The organism is Streptomyces sp. NPDC006529, from assembly GCF_040611795.1.
Lineage (GTDB): Bacteria > Actinomycetota > Actinomycetes > Streptomycetales > Streptomycetaceae > Streptomyces.
Window position 1 is genome coordinate 20,152 of the sequence record NZ_JBEXPB010000020.1, and the last position, 16,023, is coordinate 36,174.

At 73.0% G+C, this 16,023-nt stretch carries 14 protein-coding genes; 7 read left to right on the top strand and 7 right to left on the bottom strand.

The genetic code is table 11. From position 1 onward, the window contains the following. Positions 1-118: 118 nt before the first annotated feature. Complete coding sequence (locus ABZY31_RS16355; protein ID WP_356410532.1) at positions 119-1,021, top strand: ABC transporter ATP-binding protein; 903 nt, start codon at positions 119-121, stop codon at positions 1,019-1,021. A gap of 52 nt (positions 1,022-1,073) precedes the next feature. On the opposite strand, the gene ABZY31_RS16360 is transcribed toward ABZY31_RS16355, so the two are convergent. Further along, positions 1,074-1,490, bottom strand: coding sequence for a hypothetical protein (locus ABZY31_RS16360; RefSeq protein WP_356410343.1), 417 nt, complete (start codon positions 1,488-1,490; stop codon positions 1,074-1,076). Positions 1,491-1,620: 130 nt separating this feature from the next. Beyond that, positions 1,621-3,147: an MFS transporter gene (locus ABZY31_RS16365; RefSeq protein ID WP_356410346.1), complete on the bottom strand. Its 1,527-nt coding sequence runs from the start codon at positions 3,145-3,147 to the stop codon at positions 1,621-1,623. A 140-nt stretch (positions 3,148-3,287) separates the two neighbouring features. Between ABZY31_RS16365 and ABZY31_RS16370 the strand changes: the two genes are divergently transcribed. The 3 genes from ABZY31_RS16370 to ABZY31_RS16380 all read left to right on the top strand — a co-directional run bounded on the left by ABZY31_RS16370 (position 3,288) and on the right by ABZY31_RS16380 (position 7,534). After that, complete coding sequence (locus tag ABZY31_RS16370) at positions 3,288-4,109, top strand: helix-turn-helix transcriptional regulator (protein ID WP_356410535.1); 822 nt, start codon at positions 3,288-3,290, stop codon at positions 4,107-4,109. Positions 4,110-4,446: 337 nt separating this feature from the next. Beyond that, positions 4,447-7,170 (top strand): BTAD domain-containing putative transcriptional regulator, encoded by a 2,724-nt coding sequence (locus tag ABZY31_RS16375; protein ID WP_356410349.1) that lies wholly within the window; start codon positions 4,447-4,449, stop codon positions 7,168-7,170. 133 nt (positions 7,171-7,303) lie between these two features. Further along, positions 7,304-7,534: a cold shock domain-containing protein gene (locus tag ABZY31_RS16380; protein ID WP_356410352.1), complete on the top strand. Its 231-nt coding sequence runs from the start codon at positions 7,304-7,306 to the stop codon at positions 7,532-7,534. A gap of 41 nt (positions 7,535-7,575) precedes the next feature. On the opposite strand, the gene ABZY31_RS16385 is transcribed toward ABZY31_RS16380, so the two are convergent. Further along, positions 7,576-8,379: a DUF6585 family protein gene (locus tag ABZY31_RS16385; RefSeq protein WP_356410355.1), complete on the bottom strand. Its 804-nt coding sequence runs from the start codon at positions 8,377-8,379 to the stop codon at positions 7,576-7,578. Positions 8,380-8,673: 294 nt separating this feature from the next. On the opposite strand from ABZY31_RS16385, the gene ABZY31_RS16390 reads away from it, so the two are divergent. After that, entirely contained in the window at positions 8,674-10,980 is a 2,307-nt protein-coding gene (locus ABZY31_RS16390) for a family 20 glycosylhydrolase (protein ID WP_356410358.1), read from the top strand. Positions 10,981-11,158: 178 nt separating this feature from the next. On the opposite strand, the gene ABZY31_RS16395 is transcribed toward ABZY31_RS16390, so the two are convergent. From ABZY31_RS16395 to ABZY31_RS16410, 4 genes are all read right to left on the bottom strand, one after another. Next, positions 11,159-12,457: an MAB_1171c family putative transporter gene (locus ABZY31_RS16395; RefSeq protein ID WP_356410361.1), complete on the bottom strand. Its 1,299-nt coding sequence runs from the start codon at positions 12,455-12,457 to the stop codon at positions 11,159-11,161. Further along, entirely contained in the window at positions 12,454-13,668 is a 1,215-nt protein-coding gene (locus ABZY31_RS16400; protein WP_356410364.1) for an MAB_1171c family putative transporter, read from the bottom strand. Before ABZY31_RS16400 ends, ABZY31_RS16395 begins: the two co-directional genes overlap by 4 nt. After that, positions 13,668-14,240 (bottom strand): toxin-antitoxin system, toxin component, encoded by a 573-nt coding sequence (locus ABZY31_RS16405; RefSeq protein ID WP_356410367.1) that lies wholly within the window; start codon positions 14,238-14,240, stop codon positions 13,668-13,670. Before ABZY31_RS16405 ends, ABZY31_RS16400 begins: the two co-directional genes overlap by 1 nt. A 107-nt stretch (positions 14,241-14,347) precedes the next feature. Further along, entirely contained in the window at positions 14,348-14,932 is a 585-nt protein-coding gene (locus ABZY31_RS16410) for a helix-turn-helix transcriptional regulator (protein WP_356410370.1), read from the bottom strand. Between the two features lie 191 nt (positions 14,933-15,123). Between ABZY31_RS16410 and ABZY31_RS16415 the strand changes: the two genes are divergently transcribed. Further along, complete coding sequence (locus ABZY31_RS16415) at positions 15,124-15,642, top strand: helix-turn-helix domain-containing protein (protein ID WP_356410373.1); 519 nt, start codon at positions 15,124-15,126, stop codon at positions 15,640-15,642. Beyond that, positions 15,635-15,997 carry a DUF4180 domain-containing protein gene (locus ABZY31_RS16420; RefSeq protein WP_356410376.1) on the top strand — a complete coding sequence of 121 codons (363 nt, stop codon included), beginning with the start codon at positions 15,635-15,637 and terminating at the stop codon, positions 15,995-15,997. The genes ABZY31_RS16415 and ABZY31_RS16420 overlap by 8 nt, the downstream gene beginning before the upstream one ends. Positions 15,998-16,023 lie beyond the last annotated feature (26 nt).

The following is a 16,023-nucleotide window of genomic DNA, read 5'->3' on the forward strand; positions in this document are numbered from 1 at the left end:
CGGCCCGGCGGGCCGGGGGGCGGTGGCCCAGGCGGCGGACGGCCGGGGACCGGACGGCCGGGAGGGGTCGGCCGACGGGCCCAGCTACGAGGAACTGCGGCGGCGTGCGGCGGCCGCCATGGCGCCCCCGCCGCCCGAGGCGGGGACGGCCATCGTGTGCGACCGCCTGGTGCGGGTGTTCAGCGGGGACGGGATCGAGGTACAGGCGCTCCAAGGGCTGGAGTTGACCGTGGCGCAGGGGGACCTGGTCGCCCTGGTCGGGGCCTCCGGCAGCGGCAAGTCGACGCTGCTGAACATCCTGGCGGGCCAGGACCGGCCCACCGCGGGCACGGCCCGGGTGGCGGGGTACGACCTGCTGGAGATGACCTCGCGGGACCGGCTGCGCTACCGGCGCGAGGCGGTCGGCTTCGTCTGGCAGCAGACCGCGCGCAACCTGCTGCCGTTCCTGACGACCACCCAGAACATTGCGCTGCCCCTCCAGTTGACGGGCGGCGGCGGGCGCGGGTCGGCCAAGCGGCACGCGGCCCGGACGGCGGAGCTGATCGACGCCCTGGACCTGGGGCCGCTCGCGGGCCGCCGCCCGGCCGAACTCTCCGGCGGGCAGCAGCAGCGGGTGGCCGTCGCGGTGGCGATGGCGGGCGCCCCGAAGGTCCTGCTGGCCGACGAACCGACCGGGGAGCTGGACTCGGAGACCGGCGCGGCGGTCTTCGAGGCCTTCCGGACGGTCAACCGGGAGCTGGGCGCCACGGTGGTCGTCGTCACCCACGACCCGATGGTCGCGGGCGAGGTGCGGCGCACCGTGGCCATCCGCGACGGCCGCACCAGCAGCGAGGTACTGCGCCGCACCGTCACCGACGAGCACGGCGCGGAATCGGTCAGCGAGCGCGAGTACGTGATGCTGGACCGCAGCGGCCGGGTCCAACTGCCGCGCACCTTCCTGGAAGCGCTCGGGATGGAACACCGGGTCGCCGTCGACCTGGCCCCCGACCACATCGAGATCCGGCCGGATTCCGCGGGGTAGTGCCGGGACCGCCGCGCAGCCCCGGGGCCGTGCGCCCCGGGGCGGCCTCCGGTCAGCGGGTTGCGGGGCCGCCGGGACCGGGCGACTCCTCACCGGCCGCGAGGCGGCCGATCTCCTCTGCGGCCGCGCCGGCCTGCGCCCGCCGCTCCATCCGGTCCAGCTGCTCCCGGTACACCGCGAGCGAGTCGATCAGCAGACCGACCCGACCGGGCTGCCGCGCGTACAACTCCCGTGCGACGGAGACGGATTCGGCGAGCAGGGCCAGGTGGACCGCGGGCCGGTGCGCGAACTCCCGCCGCCCGTACTTCCGCAGCGCCACCGCCAGCAGCGGCAGGTAGGCGAGCGGGCTCACCGCGGCGAGCACCCGGTAGGCGGCGACCCGCTCCGCGAGCGGTGGTTTCGCCGACCCGAGGAGGGCCACTCTGGCTCGAAGGACCGCGTCGTGACTGATGTGCGCCGAGTTCGTCATGACGGTGATTCTCAGAGCCGGACAGGGGCTCGAACAAGGGTGATCGGCTGTGCCCTTGGTCCTACGAAAACGGCCTCTGACCTGTCATGATGGATACGTATTCACCCTTGGGCCCTGGACTGACGCACCATCAGGCGGTGTCAGCGGTGCGCCGGGCGCGCAGGCCGAGGCCGATCAGGAGTCCCGCCGCGAGCAGGATCGCCGCGTCGATCGCCAGGACCGTGCGGACCCCGTCGAAGAGCGCGCCCCCCGTGGTCGCCAGCACGCCGAGCAGCGGGATGCCGATGGTGAGTCCGACCTGTTGGGTCGTGGTCACCAGGCCGGTGGCGAGGCCCTGTTCGCCGTCCGGCACGCCGCTCGTCACGGTGACGCCGTACGAGATGATCGCGCCGAGGTGGAACATGCTGGCCACCGACACGGCCACCGTGGCCAGGAGGGCGCCGGAGCCGGATCCGACGGCGAGCAGGAGCGCGGTGAACACGCCCTGGCCCAGCAGCGAGCCGACCAGGGTGCGCCGGGCGCCGATCAGGCCGATCACCCGGGAGGCGTACGTACCGGCGAGGGCCGACATCACTCCCTGGACGCCGAAGACCAGCCCCGTCCGGAAGGACGAGAGGTGCAGCGTCTCCTGGAGGTAGAGGGTCAGCACGAAGACGACGGTCGACATCATCGAGAAGGTCACCAGGCCGCCGATGTTGCCCCAGGCGACCGTGGACCGCCGCAGCATCGGCAGCGAGACCAGCGGGGCCGGGGACCTCGTCTCCACCACGACGAACGCGGCGAGCAGGGCGACCGCGACGGTCAGCGTGCCCCAGACCTCCACACCGCCGAAGCCCTGCTGGGCGGCGGTCGACAGGGAGTAGATCAGCGCGAGCAGGCCACCGGTGACGGTCACGGCGCCCGGTACGTCCAGCCGCGGGCGTTCGGGGGTGCGCGACTCGGGCAGCAGCCCGGGGGCGAGGACCAGCACGATCAGCGCGGCGGCGGTGAGCAGTCCCATCGTGGAGCGCCAGCCGAGCGTGTCCGTCATGACGCCGCCGAGCACCATGCCCACGGTGAAGCCGAGGGAGAGCAGGGTTCCGGAGATGCCGAGCGCCTTGTCGCGCAGCGGACCCTCGGGGAACGTCGTGGTCAGCAGGGACATCCCGGTGGGCACGATGACGGCCGCTCCGAGGCCCTGGAGGGCGCGGCCGGCCAGGAAGGACGCCGGGTCCCAGGCGAAGGTGGCGAGGGTGGAGGCGACGGCGAAGAGGGCGAGGCCCGTCACGAACAGCCGCTTGCGGCCGTACAGGTCGGCGATCCGCCCGAAGAGGAGCAGGAAGCCGCCGGAGGGCAGGGCGAAGGCGGTGACGGCCCACTGGAGCGCGGACCGGCCGAGGCCCAGGTCCTTGCCGAGCACGGGCAGGGCGACGTTCAGTACCGAGAAGTCCAGGGCCACCATGAACTGGGCGGCGCACAGGACGAAGAGGACCAGTGCGGCGCGTCCGGTGAGCCGGTCGCCGCCGGGCCGCGCGCTCCTGCCCGGGTCCTGGGGCGTCGTGGTGGGAGGCGTCGTGGCCGGGGACGTCGTGGCCGGGGACGGGGTCCGGCCGGCCGGTACCGCGGTGTCGGGGGCTTGCTCCGGGCGGGCGGAGGAGGTGGGTGTGTCGGTCGTCATGGCCCCACCCTCGCCGTCCCGCGCGGCCCGTGGAGAGTGGGAACTTATGCTGGTGGTGGCACCACCAGGCAGCCAGTAGGGGGATATCCGTGGCCACACCGATCGACCAGCACCGGCGTTCCGAGCTGCGCGAATTCCTGATGAGCAGACGGGCGAGGATCACCCCTCGCGAGGCGGGCCTGCCGGACGGCGGCGCCCGCCGCCGCACGCCGGGCCTGCGCCGGGAAGAGGTCGCCGTGCTCGCCGGGGTGGGGGTGTCCTGGTACCAGTGGCTGGAGCAGGGCCGCGACATCACGGTGTCCCCGCAGGTCCTCGACGCGGTGGGCCGGGTCCTGAAGCTGACCAGCGCCGAGCAGCGGCACCTGTACGTCCTGGCGGGGCTCAACCCGCCGGCGCCGAAGGTCGCCCCCTCCGCGCGCACCATGTGTGACGGACTCAAGCGGCTGATCGACGCGTGGATGCCCTTTCCCGCGCACATCATGGACGTCTACTGGAACACCGTGATGTACAACGACGCGGCGGCGATGGTGCTCGGCATGCGGCCCGAAATCGTGCAGAACTGCCTGATCGCCTTCTTCACCGACCCCCTCTACCAGGCGCGCAGCACGCACTGGGAGGAGATCGCGGCCAGCGTGGTGGCGCAGTTCCGGGCCGCGTGCTCGGAGTCGCCCGACGACGACGGGTTCCGTGCGGTCGTCGAGGAGGCCAAGGAGCGCAGCCCGCTCTTCGCGTCCTTGTGGGAGCGTCGGGACATCGAGCCGGGCGGTCAGATGCAGAAGGAGTTCGAGCACCCCGCGGTGGGCACCCTGTTCGTCGAGTCCACGCAGCTGCGCGTGCCGGCCCGCCCGGATCTGGCCATCATCCTGCACACTCCCCTGCCGGGCACGGACACCGCCGAGAAGCTGGAGTGGCTGACCTCGCCGGAGGGCCGCCGCGGGTCCATGTACCCGCTCGCGGGATGAGGCGCTACGCCGGCGCCGGTGCCCCGGGGCGCGTCCTGGGGAACGGACCGGGGGCCGGGCGGGCCGCCGGGCACCGCCCGGCATGCGCGTCGGGCGCCATGGCTCCCATCCCCTGCATGGGAGCCGTGGCGGCCCGACGCGGAACACCCGGCTGCCAGGAGACTCCCACCGCCCGCCAACGTCGTCCTAACGCACCGCTAACGCGGCGCGGGACGCGCGGCAGATAGCAGGCCGGCCGGTGGAGGGGAGCCGATTGGCCGGGTACTCACTCATGTCCCGAAATGGTCCGACGTATGCTCGGCCCGGGGCTCACAACGCTGAACAGGGTGGCGATTCAATGGAGTTCCGCGTGCTGGGGCCCGTGGCCGTGGTGACGGAGCACGGGGAGCCGCTCCCCCTCGGCCCGGCCAAACGCCGCAGTCTGCTGGCCGTGCTGGTGCGCTGCGCCAACGCGGCCGTCGCCGTCGACCGGCTGACCGAGGCGCTGTGGCACGAAAAACCGCCGCGGCACTCCCGCACCGTGGTGCAGGGCCACGTCTCCCAGCTGCGGTCCCTGCTGGCCGCGCACGGAGCGGCCGGGTACGGCGTCGAACTCCGCACGCACGGGGCGGCGTACCTGCTGCGGGTGCCCGAAACACTGGTGGACTCGCACCGCTTCGAGGAGCTGCTCCGGCTCGCGCGGGCCGCGGACGCGCCGCGCGAGGCCGTGCCGCTGCTCCGGGAGGCGCTGGCGCTGTGGCAGGGGCCCGCGCTCTCCGGGACGGTGCACAGCCCGCTGCTGGAACACGCCGCGAACGCCCTGGAGGAGCTGCGGCTCACTGCGGTGGAGGAGCTGGCCGCGGCGCACGCGCTCCTCGGGGAGCACGCCACGGCGGCGGCCGTCCTGGGCGCCGAGGCCGTCGCGCACCCGTTGCGGGAGCCGCTGATCGCCGCGCTGATGCGGGCCCTGGGGGCGGCGGGGCGGCAGGCGGACGCGCTGGACTGGTTCCAGCGCACCCGACGGTTGCTCGCCGATCAGCTCGGGGTCGACCCCGGAGCAGTGCTCACCGACGCGTACACCGCTCTGCTGCGCGCCGATCCCCCGCCGCCCGCCGCGGTCGCGGTCCCGGCCACCGCCACCGTGACCGCGGCTGCCCCCGATGCGCACCCCGTACCGGTACCAGTACCCACCACGACCGCGGCGGCAGGGGCCGTCCCGTGCCCCCAGCTCCTGCCCCGCCGCCCCCGCGCCTTCACCGGGCGCGAGAGCGAGCTGGCGGCGCTCGACCGGGCCGCGGCGGCCGCCCCCGGCGCCGTCGCCCTCATCACGGGCAGCGCCGGGGTCGGAAAGACCGCGCTGGCCCTGCACTGGGCGCACCAGCGGGGCGCGGACTTCCCCGACGGCCGGCTCTTCGTCGACCTGCACGGCTACAGCACCCTCCCGACCCGCGGGGCGAGCGCCGTGCTCCGCGAGTTCCTGCTCGCCCTCGGCCTGCCCGCCGAGCAGATGCCCGACTCCCCCGAGGCCCTGGGCGCCCGTTACCGCGAACTGACCGCCGCCCGGCGGATGCTGATCGTCCTGGACAACGCACACGCGTCCGGGCAGATCCGTCCGCTGCTGCCCGGCGGGGAGCGCTGCGTCACCGTCGTCACGAGCCGGGACCGGCTCGGCGGCCTCGTGGCCTCGGACGCTGCGCGTCCGGTCCCGCTCACCGCGCTGCGCACCGCGCAGTCCACCGCGCTCCTCGCGGCCGTCCTGGGCCGGGACGCCGTCGCCGCCGAACCCGAGGCCGCGACGCGGCTCGCCGCGCTCTGCGACGGCCTGCCGCTGGCCCTGCGGGTGGCGGCGGCCCGGCTCGCCACCCGCCCGCACCAGGGCCTGGCCGCCTTCGCGCGGGAACTCTCCGACGAGCACCGCAGGCTGGAGCTGCTCAACGTCGAGGACACCGGGGTCGGCGCGGCCCTCGGCCTGACCGTGCGGCAGCTTCCCGAACCGGCCCGGCGGATGTTCCGGCGGCTCGGCCCGCACACCGGCGCCACCCTCGACACCTGTACGGCCGCCGTGCTCGCCGACTGTCCGCCCGCTGAGGCCGCCGTGGCGCTGGACCAGCTGGCCGCCGCCCAGCTGGTCGTCGAGGCGGGTCCGCGGGGGTACGTCCTGCACGACCTGGTCCGCCTCTACGCCCGCAGTCTGACACCCGGACACGACGCCGAGGGGCTGCTGCGGCTCCTCGACCACTGGCTGCACACGCTCCTCGCCGCGAGCGCCGCCGCGGAGCCCGGCAGCGAGCCGTGCTGCCCGCTGCCCGCCGACGCGCGGCCCGCCGGCGTGATCCGGGCGTTCGCGGACCGTACGAGCGCGCTCGCCTGGTACTCCGCCGAGCGGGACACCCTGCGCGGGGCGGTCGACGCGGCCGCCGCGGCGGGCCTGCACGACCGTGCCTGGCGCCTGGTCCTCCTGCAGTGGCCGCTGATCGTGTGGCAGGTCCGCGACGGCTGGCTGCCGCTCCTCGAACAGGGCCTGGCCTGCGCCGAACGCGACGGCGACCCCGCCGCACAGTCGCGCGCCCGGTCCCTGCTGGGCTGGGTGCTCGCCGAGGAGGGCAGGTCCGAGGAGGCCCTGGGCCACCTCGAACGCGCCCCCGGCCTCGCGGCGCGGGCCGGTGACCGGGCCGGGGAGGCCGTCGCCCGGATCAACCTCGCCGTCGCGCTCACCCGGCGCGGTACCCCGGAGCGGGCCCGGGAGCTGCTCGTGCGGGGTCTGGCCCTGGCCGAGGAGGCCGGGCGGACCGAGACGGTCACCCTGGCCCACCAGCACCTCACCCAGCACCTCATCGCCGCGGGCGAGCCCGACGAGGCCGCCCGCCACGCGGCCCGGGGCCTGGCCCTGGCCGCACCGCCGCTCTCCGCTCCGCGGCGCGTGGTGCTGCGCACCCTGTACGGGGAGGCGCTGGCCGCGACGGGCCGTACGGCCGAGGCGCTGCGCCAGCTGGACGACGCGATCAGCGAGGCGCGGGCACACGCCTACGAGGAGGGCGAGATCGCGGCGCGCGCGGTGCTGGCGGGGCTGGTGCGGGGCTGAGGCGGGTCGTCGGTCTCCCGCCGGGGTCACCCGGCTGCCCCGTCCGGCGCGCGCATCGCACCCGGACGGCCCACCGTGGAGCGCACACGCCGCTTCGGGCACGCGGACGCGGCCCCGACGCCCAGGAGGCTGCATGGACGGCATGGCCGCGGACGGGACCGGAGACCGGGTGACGGGGTTCGTCCAGACCTACAACAAGGACCGCGGGTACGGGTTCCTCGTGCCCTGCGGCTCCCAGGACACCGTCTACGTCGAACGCGCCGACATCGCGTCCGAGCCGCGCACCCTGTCCGAGGAGCAACAGGTCACCTTCGCGATCGAGTTCGCCGACGGCCGCTTCGTCGCCCGGCACGTCCTGCCCTGAGCGGGGAGGCGCGGCGCCGGGACGACGCACCGTGACGTCGCCTACCGGCGGCGGAGGTTGTCGGCGATGGTCAGGAAGACGAGGAGGTTCGGCACCTTCTGGGCCTGCGGAGCGCTCCACGCCTTGCTCTGGCCGGTGCGCCAGACGCAGACCATGCCGCCGCGGACGGCGATCTCGCTGACCTCGCTCCAGGGCAGCAACCCCTGGGATGCGTAAACAACTCCGCTGCCGGACAGCTGCAACGGCCCGAAGCCGACCGTCCCGCCCTCCCGCACGAGCTTCCACACCTTCTCCACCTGGGCCCGGGCGACGGCCTCCGCGATCAGCGGCGCCCAGGTGGCCGATCCCCCGTAGACGTCCGTGATCTGTACCCGGTCCCCGCCCGGCGCCACGAGAAGGGAGACGTGCGAGCTCCGGAACGGCGTTTGCGTGCCCTTGTAGTTGATCACTTCCTGGACGGTCTCCTGGTAGAGCACGGCCCGTTCCCAGCGCACCGCGAACAGGGAGCGGCCGGTGGAGTTCACGATCAGCCCGTGCTCGTAGAGGTGCAGGCACTTGGACGCCAGGTCCCGGCGGAAGAGCGGGCTGCGCAGGGCCGCCCCGGCGGCCAGCAGGCCGATCCACAACGGGAATATCGCGAGCCCCCAGTGCACCTTCACCCATAACAGCGCCCCGCCGCCCAGCAGCGCGGCGATGCCCACCAGGGAGCCGATGACGAACCAGATCCGGTACTTCTCGTGGACGCCGAGTTCGGTCGCGGGGCGGAAGGTGTGTTCCAGCGCGCCCAGGCGGTGGCGGGCGGCCAGGGCGTCCGCAGCGGGGGAGGTCGGTGCGGGCACGGTCATGCGCGGCCTCGGCTTCAAGGTCACGGCGTGCCCGGGTAAGGCCGCCTGAACGGTACGGAATTCACCGGGTGACGCGGCGTCAGCGGCATCCCGCGGCCCCAGCAGCCAACACCACGATCACCACGCGGGCAACCCCCCTGGGCGGCCCCCGGCCCGCCCGTGCGACGGTGGCCGCGTGCGCGATCGTGCGTGCAACCAGGTGGTTTCGAGCATCTATTGACATGGACGCGGCGCTGCGCTGCACTGTGCCCGCACCCCGCATTCCGCTTCCCTCCCACCGCTTGGGGACTCACGATGCGCCTGCTCCGCCTGTTGACCGCCGCCGCCTTGGCCGCCGCCGCCCTCTCCCTGCCCGGCGCCACCGCCACGCCCGCGCAGGCCGCCGCGGGGCCGCCCCAGACCGTTCCGGCACTGCGGCAGTGGACGGCCGGCACCGGCGCGTACACCTTCACCGCCGGCAGCCGGATCGTCGTCGACCCGGCCGCCTCGGCGCAGCTCGCCGACGAGGCGGCGACGCTGGCGGAGGACCTGGGGGCGCTCGCCGGCCGTCCGGTGGCCGTCGTGACCGGCAGCGCCTCCCCCGGCGACATCGCGCTGGCCCTCGGAGACACCACCCTGCCCGCCGAGGGGTACCGGATGACCGTCGCGGCGGCCCTCTCGGTCCGGGCCGGGACCGACACCGGAGCCTTCTACGGCACGCGCAGCGTCCTCCAGCTCCTGCACCAGTCCTCCTCGATCCCTGCCGGGACCGCCGTGGACTGGCCGGCCAAGGCCGAGCGCGGGCTGATGATCGACCAGGGGCGGAAGTTCTTCACCGTCGACTGGGTCAAGCAGCACATCAGGGAACTGGCCTACCTCAAGCTCAACTACTTCCACTTCCACCTGTCGGACACCTTCGGTTTCCGGCTGGAGAGCGCCACGCACCCCGAGATCGTCTCCGCCGACCACTACACCAAGCAGGACATCGCGGACCTGGTCGCGCTCGGGCAGAAGTACCACGTCACGATCGTGCCGGAGATCGACACCCCCGGACACATGAACCCGGTTCTGGCCGCGCACCCCGAGCTGAAGCTCAAGAGCTCCTCGGGCGCCGTCAGCGCCGACTTCATCGACCTGTCACTGCCCGCTTCGTACGCCCTGATCAAGGACCTGGTCACCGAGTACCTGCCGCTCTTCCCGGCCGCGTACTGGCACATCGGCGCCGACGAATACGTCACCGACTACGCCCAGTACCCCCAACTGCTCGGCTACGCCCGCGCCCACTACGGCGCGAACGCCACCGCCAAGGACACCTACTACGGCTTCGTGAACTGGGCCGACGACCTGGTCCGGGCGGGCGGCAAGACCACCCGGATGTGGAACGACGGCATCAAGTCCGGTGACGGCACCCTCACCCCGCACGCGGGGATCCTCGTCGAGTACTGGTACAGCTACGGCCTCACGCCCCAGCAGCTGGCCTCGGCCGGGCACAAGGTCGCCAACGAGTCCTGGACACCCACCTATTACGTGCTCGGCGGCGCCAAGCCCGACACCAAGTGGATGTACGAGACCTGGACGCCCGACCGCTTCGAAGGCGGCGCGACCCTCACCGACCCGGCGGTGAACCCGGGCTCGCTCCTCCACGTGTGGTGCGACAACCCCGGCGCCGAGACCGAGGCGCAGATCGCCGCGGGCATCATGAGCCCGCTGCGGGCGCTCGCCCAGCAGACCTGGGGTTCCCCGAAGCCGGTAAGCTCCTACGCCGCCTTCACCACGCTCACGACCGCGATCGGGCACAACCCCGCCTGGCCGGGGCTCGCCCAGCCGGGTAACCTCGCCCGCAACCGCCCGACCACCGCCTCCAGCACCGAGACGACCGGCTTCCCGGCGGCCGCGGCGACGGACGGTGACCCCGCCACCCGCTGGTCGAGCGCCTACGCCGACCCGCAGTGGCTCCAGGTCGACCTCGGCTCCACCCAGGCGGTCAGCCGCGTGGTGCTGCGCTGGGAGGCGGCGTACGGCAAGGCCTTCCAGATCCAGCTCTCGGACGACGGCGCCGCTTGGCGCACCGTGTACACGACCACGACGGGAACCGGCGGGGTCCAGGACCTGACGGGCCTCTCCGGATCCGGGCGCCACATCCGGCTGTCCGCGACCCAGCGGGGCACCGCCTACGGCTACTCCCTCTACGAGTTCGAGGTGTACGGCGGCGCGCTCACCGGCACCCGGACCCTCACCACCGGAGGAAAGGCGCTCGACGACCCGGGGAGTTCCACCGCCTCCGGAACCCAGTTGATCACCTGGAGCCCGCACGGCGGCCCGAACCAGCAATGGCGGTTCGATCTCACCGCCGACGGCAGCTACACGCTGACCAACGCCGCCTCGCACCTCTGCGCGGACGTGTCCGGCGGCTCCTCCACGGCGGGCGCGGCCGTCGTCCAGGCCACCTGCACCGGCGGCGACAGCCAGCGCTGGCTGCTCACCGCACGCGGCGGCGGCGACTACTCCGTGGCCGGCAAGAAGAGCGGGCTGCTGCTCACGACGGCCTCCGCGGCGGACGGCTCCCCCGTCACACAGCAGCCGTCGGGCGCTCCCGGCGGCCAGCTGTGGCAGATCAGCTGACTGACCGCCCATCAACGATCGTTTCCCCCGACGAACCTGTGGACGACCGCCTCGGCCCTGCCGGATGAAACCCTTCAGTAGGTCAAGTGCCTGACCAGCGGCGGTTTCAGAGGGACAGCCACGCGAATCCACCCCTAGCGGACGAGGAGCTACCGGGAGCTGCCACTCAAGGATCGTTTCACTTGCGCAATCGATCATCCATCTGTTCTAGTGGCACAGAAGCCCGGGGAGGAAGCTCTCCGGCAGGAGACGGCTGGCGTTGCGGCACCGGTATATCGGGGGTGTGCCGCAGCGCTGCCGCTTCGCGGAAGGACCGCACGACGTCCGTGGACAGCGCCCGGGACATCCGCACCAGCCCGGAGGGGTCGTCGGGCGAGACGAGGACGGAGCGGTGGTTCTGGCGCAGCGGGTCGGCGCCGTCGGGCAAGGGGACGCGCCATGCCCACGCGACCACCGCGTGCGCGAGCGCGGCCGCGTCCGCGACGGCCGCTGCTTCCTCGGGGCACCCGACCGTCTCCCGCGCCCGGGCCAGGGCCCGTTGCCGTACACAGGCGTCCAGGTACGGGCTCACGGTGAGGATCCCGTCGTGTATGTCGGCTTCCAGCTGGGTCACGCGCAGCTCGATGGAGGCCCGCGGACCCTCGGCGAGTTCCCTCGTGTGCCGGGTCGCCGCGCTCAACTCCCTCCACAGGGGACGCAGTCGGCGCAGCCTCCGCCACAGGTCGAGGTGGTTGGTGAACCGCTGGGAGACCAGGGGCAGTACGAAGCCGCCACCGATGAGGACCACCGACATCGAGGCGACGACGGGCGCCAGGCCTGCGCTGAGGTAGTCCCGGTCGTGACCGAGCCAGCGGGATCCGATCGCGACGAACTTCAGCCCGTCGTAGACCAGGTTGAACTGGTGCCCGATGCAGATCAGGATCAGCCCGCCGCGCAGGGCGCCGTGCACCTGCCTGGCCCACACCCAGCACAGGCACGTGACGATGATCCCGTTCGCCGTGTGGGCCAGCAGGTAGAGCAGGAGCATCTCGCGGATGTAGGGCGTGTTCGCGTAGTAGGTGTCCATGTCCACGAGCCGCTCCACCGGCGCGTCGCCCAGCACGAACAGGACGTTGATCGCGGCGATGACCACCCCGGTGACCAGGTAGCAGCGCCGCGCCCACCGGGCCGACCACGCGGCTTTCTCCGGACCGCTGTTCCACCGGATGATCAGCACGATGCTCGCACCGCAGAAGGCGGTCAGGAACGAGTAGACGAGCGGCGCGGCGGCGTTCGGCACGCCGGTGAAGCGGTTGATCGCGACGAGCGAGGGCATGGCGGTGGCGAAGTCCACGCACACCGCGAGGGCCAGCACCGCGCAGACGGACCGCAGCAGTTCGTTGCGCGGGTCCCGCCAGAGGGCCGGGAGCCGCAGGCACAGGATGACGACCAGGAAGGCACCCGGTATGTAGAAATCGAGGCCTTGTGAGCGGTTCATCGTGCGACCTTCCGTGCGGGTACGGCGAGCCGGGCGGGCCCGGTGGTCACCGTCCGGCGGGAGGAGAGCACCCCATAGTGCCGCGCGACCCGGGCGATCGCGGCGCCGCCCCCCGCGAGCAGCAGGGAGACGGCCTCGAACCCGGCGGCCCGCTCGCCCTCGTCGACGGCCTCCGCCCCCTGCGCCCGGGCCGCGACCACGGCGATCGCCTCGGCGATCATGGCGGCCGCTCCGGCGCACCGGGCCTGCTCCGGCTCCATCCCCGCACGCAACGCGCTGTCCTGCCGCTCCGTCATGAGGACGGGGTCGCAGGCGGGCGCGAGGGCGATCAGCTGGTCGTGGACGTCCGTCTCGCGGTACGCGAGGCGCTCGTCCAGCGACGGCCTGCGCAGCGCCAGCGTCAGGTCGGGCTGGGGGGCGATCGCCCGCAGCGCGCGCCAGAGCGGGCCCAGCTCCCGGTAGCGCCGCCAGGTACCCAGGAGGGCGGCGGCGCGCTCCCCCTGGGGGAGGAGGAAACCGGCCGCGCAGAGCAGCGATCCGATGCCCGCCGCGGGTGGGGCGAGTTCGGTGCTCAGGAAGTCGAGGTCGACTCCCGACCAACGGGCCCCGAGCGCGACGCCCTTGGCCACCCCGAAGCAGGCGCCGAGTCCGAAACCGGCGACGAGGCAGCCCAGACCGGTCCGGAGCCACCCCCCGGTCTCCCCCAGCCACTTGAGGCACATGAGGGTGAGCGCGGCGTGGATCGCGGTGTGCCAGAGCAGGTAGAGGACGATCATCTCCCGGATGCCCGGGGTGGTGGCGTAGAAGGTGTCCATGTCGCGCACCCGCTCGCTCGGCGCGTCCCCGGAGGCGAAGAGCACCGCGATCGACACGATGACGAGCGCTCCGCCCCACAGCCAGCCGCGGACCTGCCGCCGCACCGTCTCACCGAAGCCGCTGCGCCAGTAGGTCAGGAGCACCATGGCGAGGGTGCTGCACCCGCTGAGGATCGAGTAGACGAGGGGGCCGGAGAAGTTGTCGACGCCGGTGGTCCGGTTCACGTACCCGATGGTGGGCGGCGCGGCGAAGAAGAAGCCCGAGCCGATCAGGAGGATCAGCCCGGCGACCCCCCGGACCATCGGGTTGTGCCAGGTGCGGAGCAGTGCGGGCGCTTTGACGAGGAAGACGAGGGCGAGCACCGCCGCCGGAACGTAGTAGTGCGCGCTGCGCATCAGTCCTCCGAGCCCCCGAGGGAGGACTGGATCCGCTGTCCGGGGCCGTTCAGGGGGCGGTGGCCGGGGTGGTGTTCCACGTGCCGGCGCAGCCTGCTGCCGAAGCGCCGGCCGAACGCCTCGGCCTCGGCCTCGTCGCCGGGCACCGCGTGCGTGCGCGCGGCGACGCTGAGAATGGCCTGGTCGAGCGGTCCCGGGCCCAGTACGTCCACCAGCAGCCGGGTCGCGGCCTGCGAGCCGTGTTCGTGGGTGCCGCAGTGCCCGCGGACCATGTGCCAGATCTCGTGCCCGAGGATGACCAGGGAGTGGAAGGGGCTCGTGCTCCGCACCACGACGATCACGTCCTCGTGCTCGCGGTCCAGCCACAGCCCGGACAGGCCCGGCGGGAAGTTGCGGCGCAGCACCCGGACCGGGCGGCCGCGCAGCCCGGTCAGATGGGCGGCCACCCTGGCGAACAGCTCGTCCACATCGGCCGGAGCAGGCCCGCGCAATGCGGCGTCCAGCTCGCCGCACAGCTTCGCCATCTCCTCTTCCAACTGGTGCTGCTGTCGCCTCTTGCCGAAGATCCCCACCCGCGAAACCCCTTGAAAAGCACACCGCTCGTCGGCGGTGTGCGGTGTGTCCTCCCGTGCTCGTGCCGATCGGCCGAGCCCACCTCACGCGTCGTGTGCGCCGCGCCTCACGCGTCCTGCTGGTCCTCTTCGATCGAGTCGATCAGGGCCTGCATCACGGCGCGCGTCTTGGGCGAGGTACCGCGCAGGGCGAAGCCGTTGAGCTGGTTCCTGCGCTTGAAGTCCTGGAGTTCGGCCAGCTGCCGCGCCCGTTCCTCCTCCAGTCTCTCCCGGAGCGCCCGGTCCAGGGCCTGCGAGGGGGTGGCCGTCAGGAACCCGCGCGGCACCTGGAAGAAGTCCTCGATCCGGGCCGCGTGCTCCAGCGAGGGCGCCTTCTCCCCGCGCAGGAACCTGCCGAACCACTGCGGCGTCAGCCCGGCTCCGTGCGCTATCTCGGCCTGCGTGTACGGCCGGCCCGTCGGGCCCATCCGGGTGCGCCGCAGGAATTCCAGCCGCTGGGTGACCTGTTGGAGGAAGTCGGTCTCGGGCAGCGGCCGCCGGTGCAGGCCCGCCACGACCACCGACTCGGGCAGGCCGGTACTGCGCGAGAGGGGCTGCGGGTCGAGGGTCACGGCCCAGTCCAGCTCCGCTTCCTCGATCAGTCCCTCGAGAAGCGCCAGGCTCTTCAGATGAGGGCTTTCCTCGTCGCTCACGTTCACTCCTGGCTGACTTGTCCCGTAAGCGGCCCACGGGGCCGCGCCCGTGCCGCCTCGTCACTGAATCAGATCAGCGATCGGTTCTACAACCGAAACGATCGTTGAATACTGCTCTCCACTCATCCTCATCACTCCTCATTTTCCTTTCCAGTCCCATTTCAAGGTTGTTTACGGTACGTTCCAGTCTCATGGAGAGTGATGAACGCGAGCTGTATTCGGTGGGCGAGGTCGCCGAGCGCCTGGGGCTCCACGTGCGGACCGTCCGGAACTACGTGCGCGACGGCCGGCTCAAGGCCGTCCGGATCGGCAAGCAGTACCGGATCAGCCGAGCGGACTTCGAGGCGCTGACCAGGCTGTCGCCCTCCGGCGCGGAAGCGGCCCCGTCGGCCGCCGCCACCGCGCGCGGGCACGTGGAGGTGTCCTCCATCGTGCAGCTCGACCCGGTCGGCCCGGAGGCGGCGAGCCGGCTGGGCACCCTCATCACGGCCGCCGCGCAGGGGCCGCGGGAGACGCCCCAAGCCCTGCGCGTCCAGACCGTCTACGACAAGGAGCGGGCCCGCATGAAGATCGTGATCCTCGGCAACGTCGCCGACACCGCCGACCTGCTCCACCTGATCGACGGGGTCCTCGGGCCGGAGAACGGCCTGTTCCCGTCGCCGAACGCCGCCGTGCGGTCCGACGCCCGGCAGGAGGCGCCCCGTGCCTGACGCCGTCGTCGAACACCACGGGGTACCGGTCCTGGTCTGCGACGCCGACGGCGCGCCGATCGCCACCGCGCAGGACGCGCTCGACCAGCTGATCGGCGGCGCCTTCTACCGGGCGGAGGTGGTCGCGGTCCCCGCGGAGCGGTTCGACGCGCGCTTCTTCGACCTCAGCACCGGGCTCGCGGGCGAGATCCTGCAGAAGTTCGTGAGCTACCGGGTCCGCCTGGTCGTGGTCGGCGACATCACGCACCACCTGCGGGCGAGCAAGGCGCTGCCGGACCTCGTGCGCGAGGCGAACCGGGGCCGCGACGCCTGGTTCGTGGACGACCTGGAGGCGCTCGCGGCCCGCCTCGCGTAGGAGCGCGGCGCGCACCCGCCGGACTC

Excerpts from the sequence above, each read along its gene's own strand:
- ABZY31_RS16380 (WP_356410352.1), top strand. The coding sequence starts at position 7,304 with ATGGACGGCATGGCCGCGGACGGGACCGGAGACCGGGTGACGGGGTTC.
- ABZY31_RS16365 (WP_356410346.1), bottom strand. The coding sequence starts at position 3,147 with ATGACGACCGACACACCCACCTCCTCCGCCCGCCCGGAGCAAGCCCCC.
- ABZY31_RS16385 (WP_356410355.1), bottom strand. The coding sequence starts at position 8,379 with ATGACCGTGCCCGCACCGACCTCCCCCGCTGCGGACGCCCTGGCCGCC.
- ABZY31_RS16355 (WP_356410532.1), top strand. The coding sequence starts at position 119 with ATGGCGCCCCCGCCGCCCGAGGCGGGGACGGCCATCGTGTGCGACCGC.
- ABZY31_RS16395 (WP_356410361.1), bottom strand. The coding sequence starts at position 12,457 with ATGAACCGCTCACAAGGCCTCGATTTCTACATACCGGGTGCCTTCCTG.
- ABZY31_RS16400 (WP_356410364.1), bottom strand. The coding sequence starts at position 13,668 with ATGCGCAGCGCGCACTACTACGTTCCGGCGGCGGTGCTCGCCCTCGTC.
- ABZY31_RS16415 (WP_356410373.1), top strand. The coding sequence starts at position 15,124 with ATGGAGAGTGATGAACGCGAGCTGTATTCGGTGGGCGAGGTCGCCGAG.
- ABZY31_RS16360 (WP_356410343.1), bottom strand. The coding sequence starts at position 1,490 with ATGACGAACTCGGCGCACATCAGTCACGACGCGGTCCTTCGAGCCAGA.
- ABZY31_RS16370 (WP_356410535.1), top strand. The coding sequence starts at position 3,288 with ATGAGCAGACGGGCGAGGATCACCCCTCGCGAGGCGGGCCTGCCGGAC.
- ABZY31_RS16375 (WP_356410349.1), top strand. The coding sequence starts at position 4,447 with ATGGAGTTCCGCGTGCTGGGGCCCGTGGCCGTGGTGACGGAGCACGGG.
- ABZY31_RS16390 (WP_356410358.1), top strand. The coding sequence starts at position 8,674 with ATGCGCCTGCTCCGCCTGTTGACCGCCGCCGCCTTGGCCGCCGCCGCC.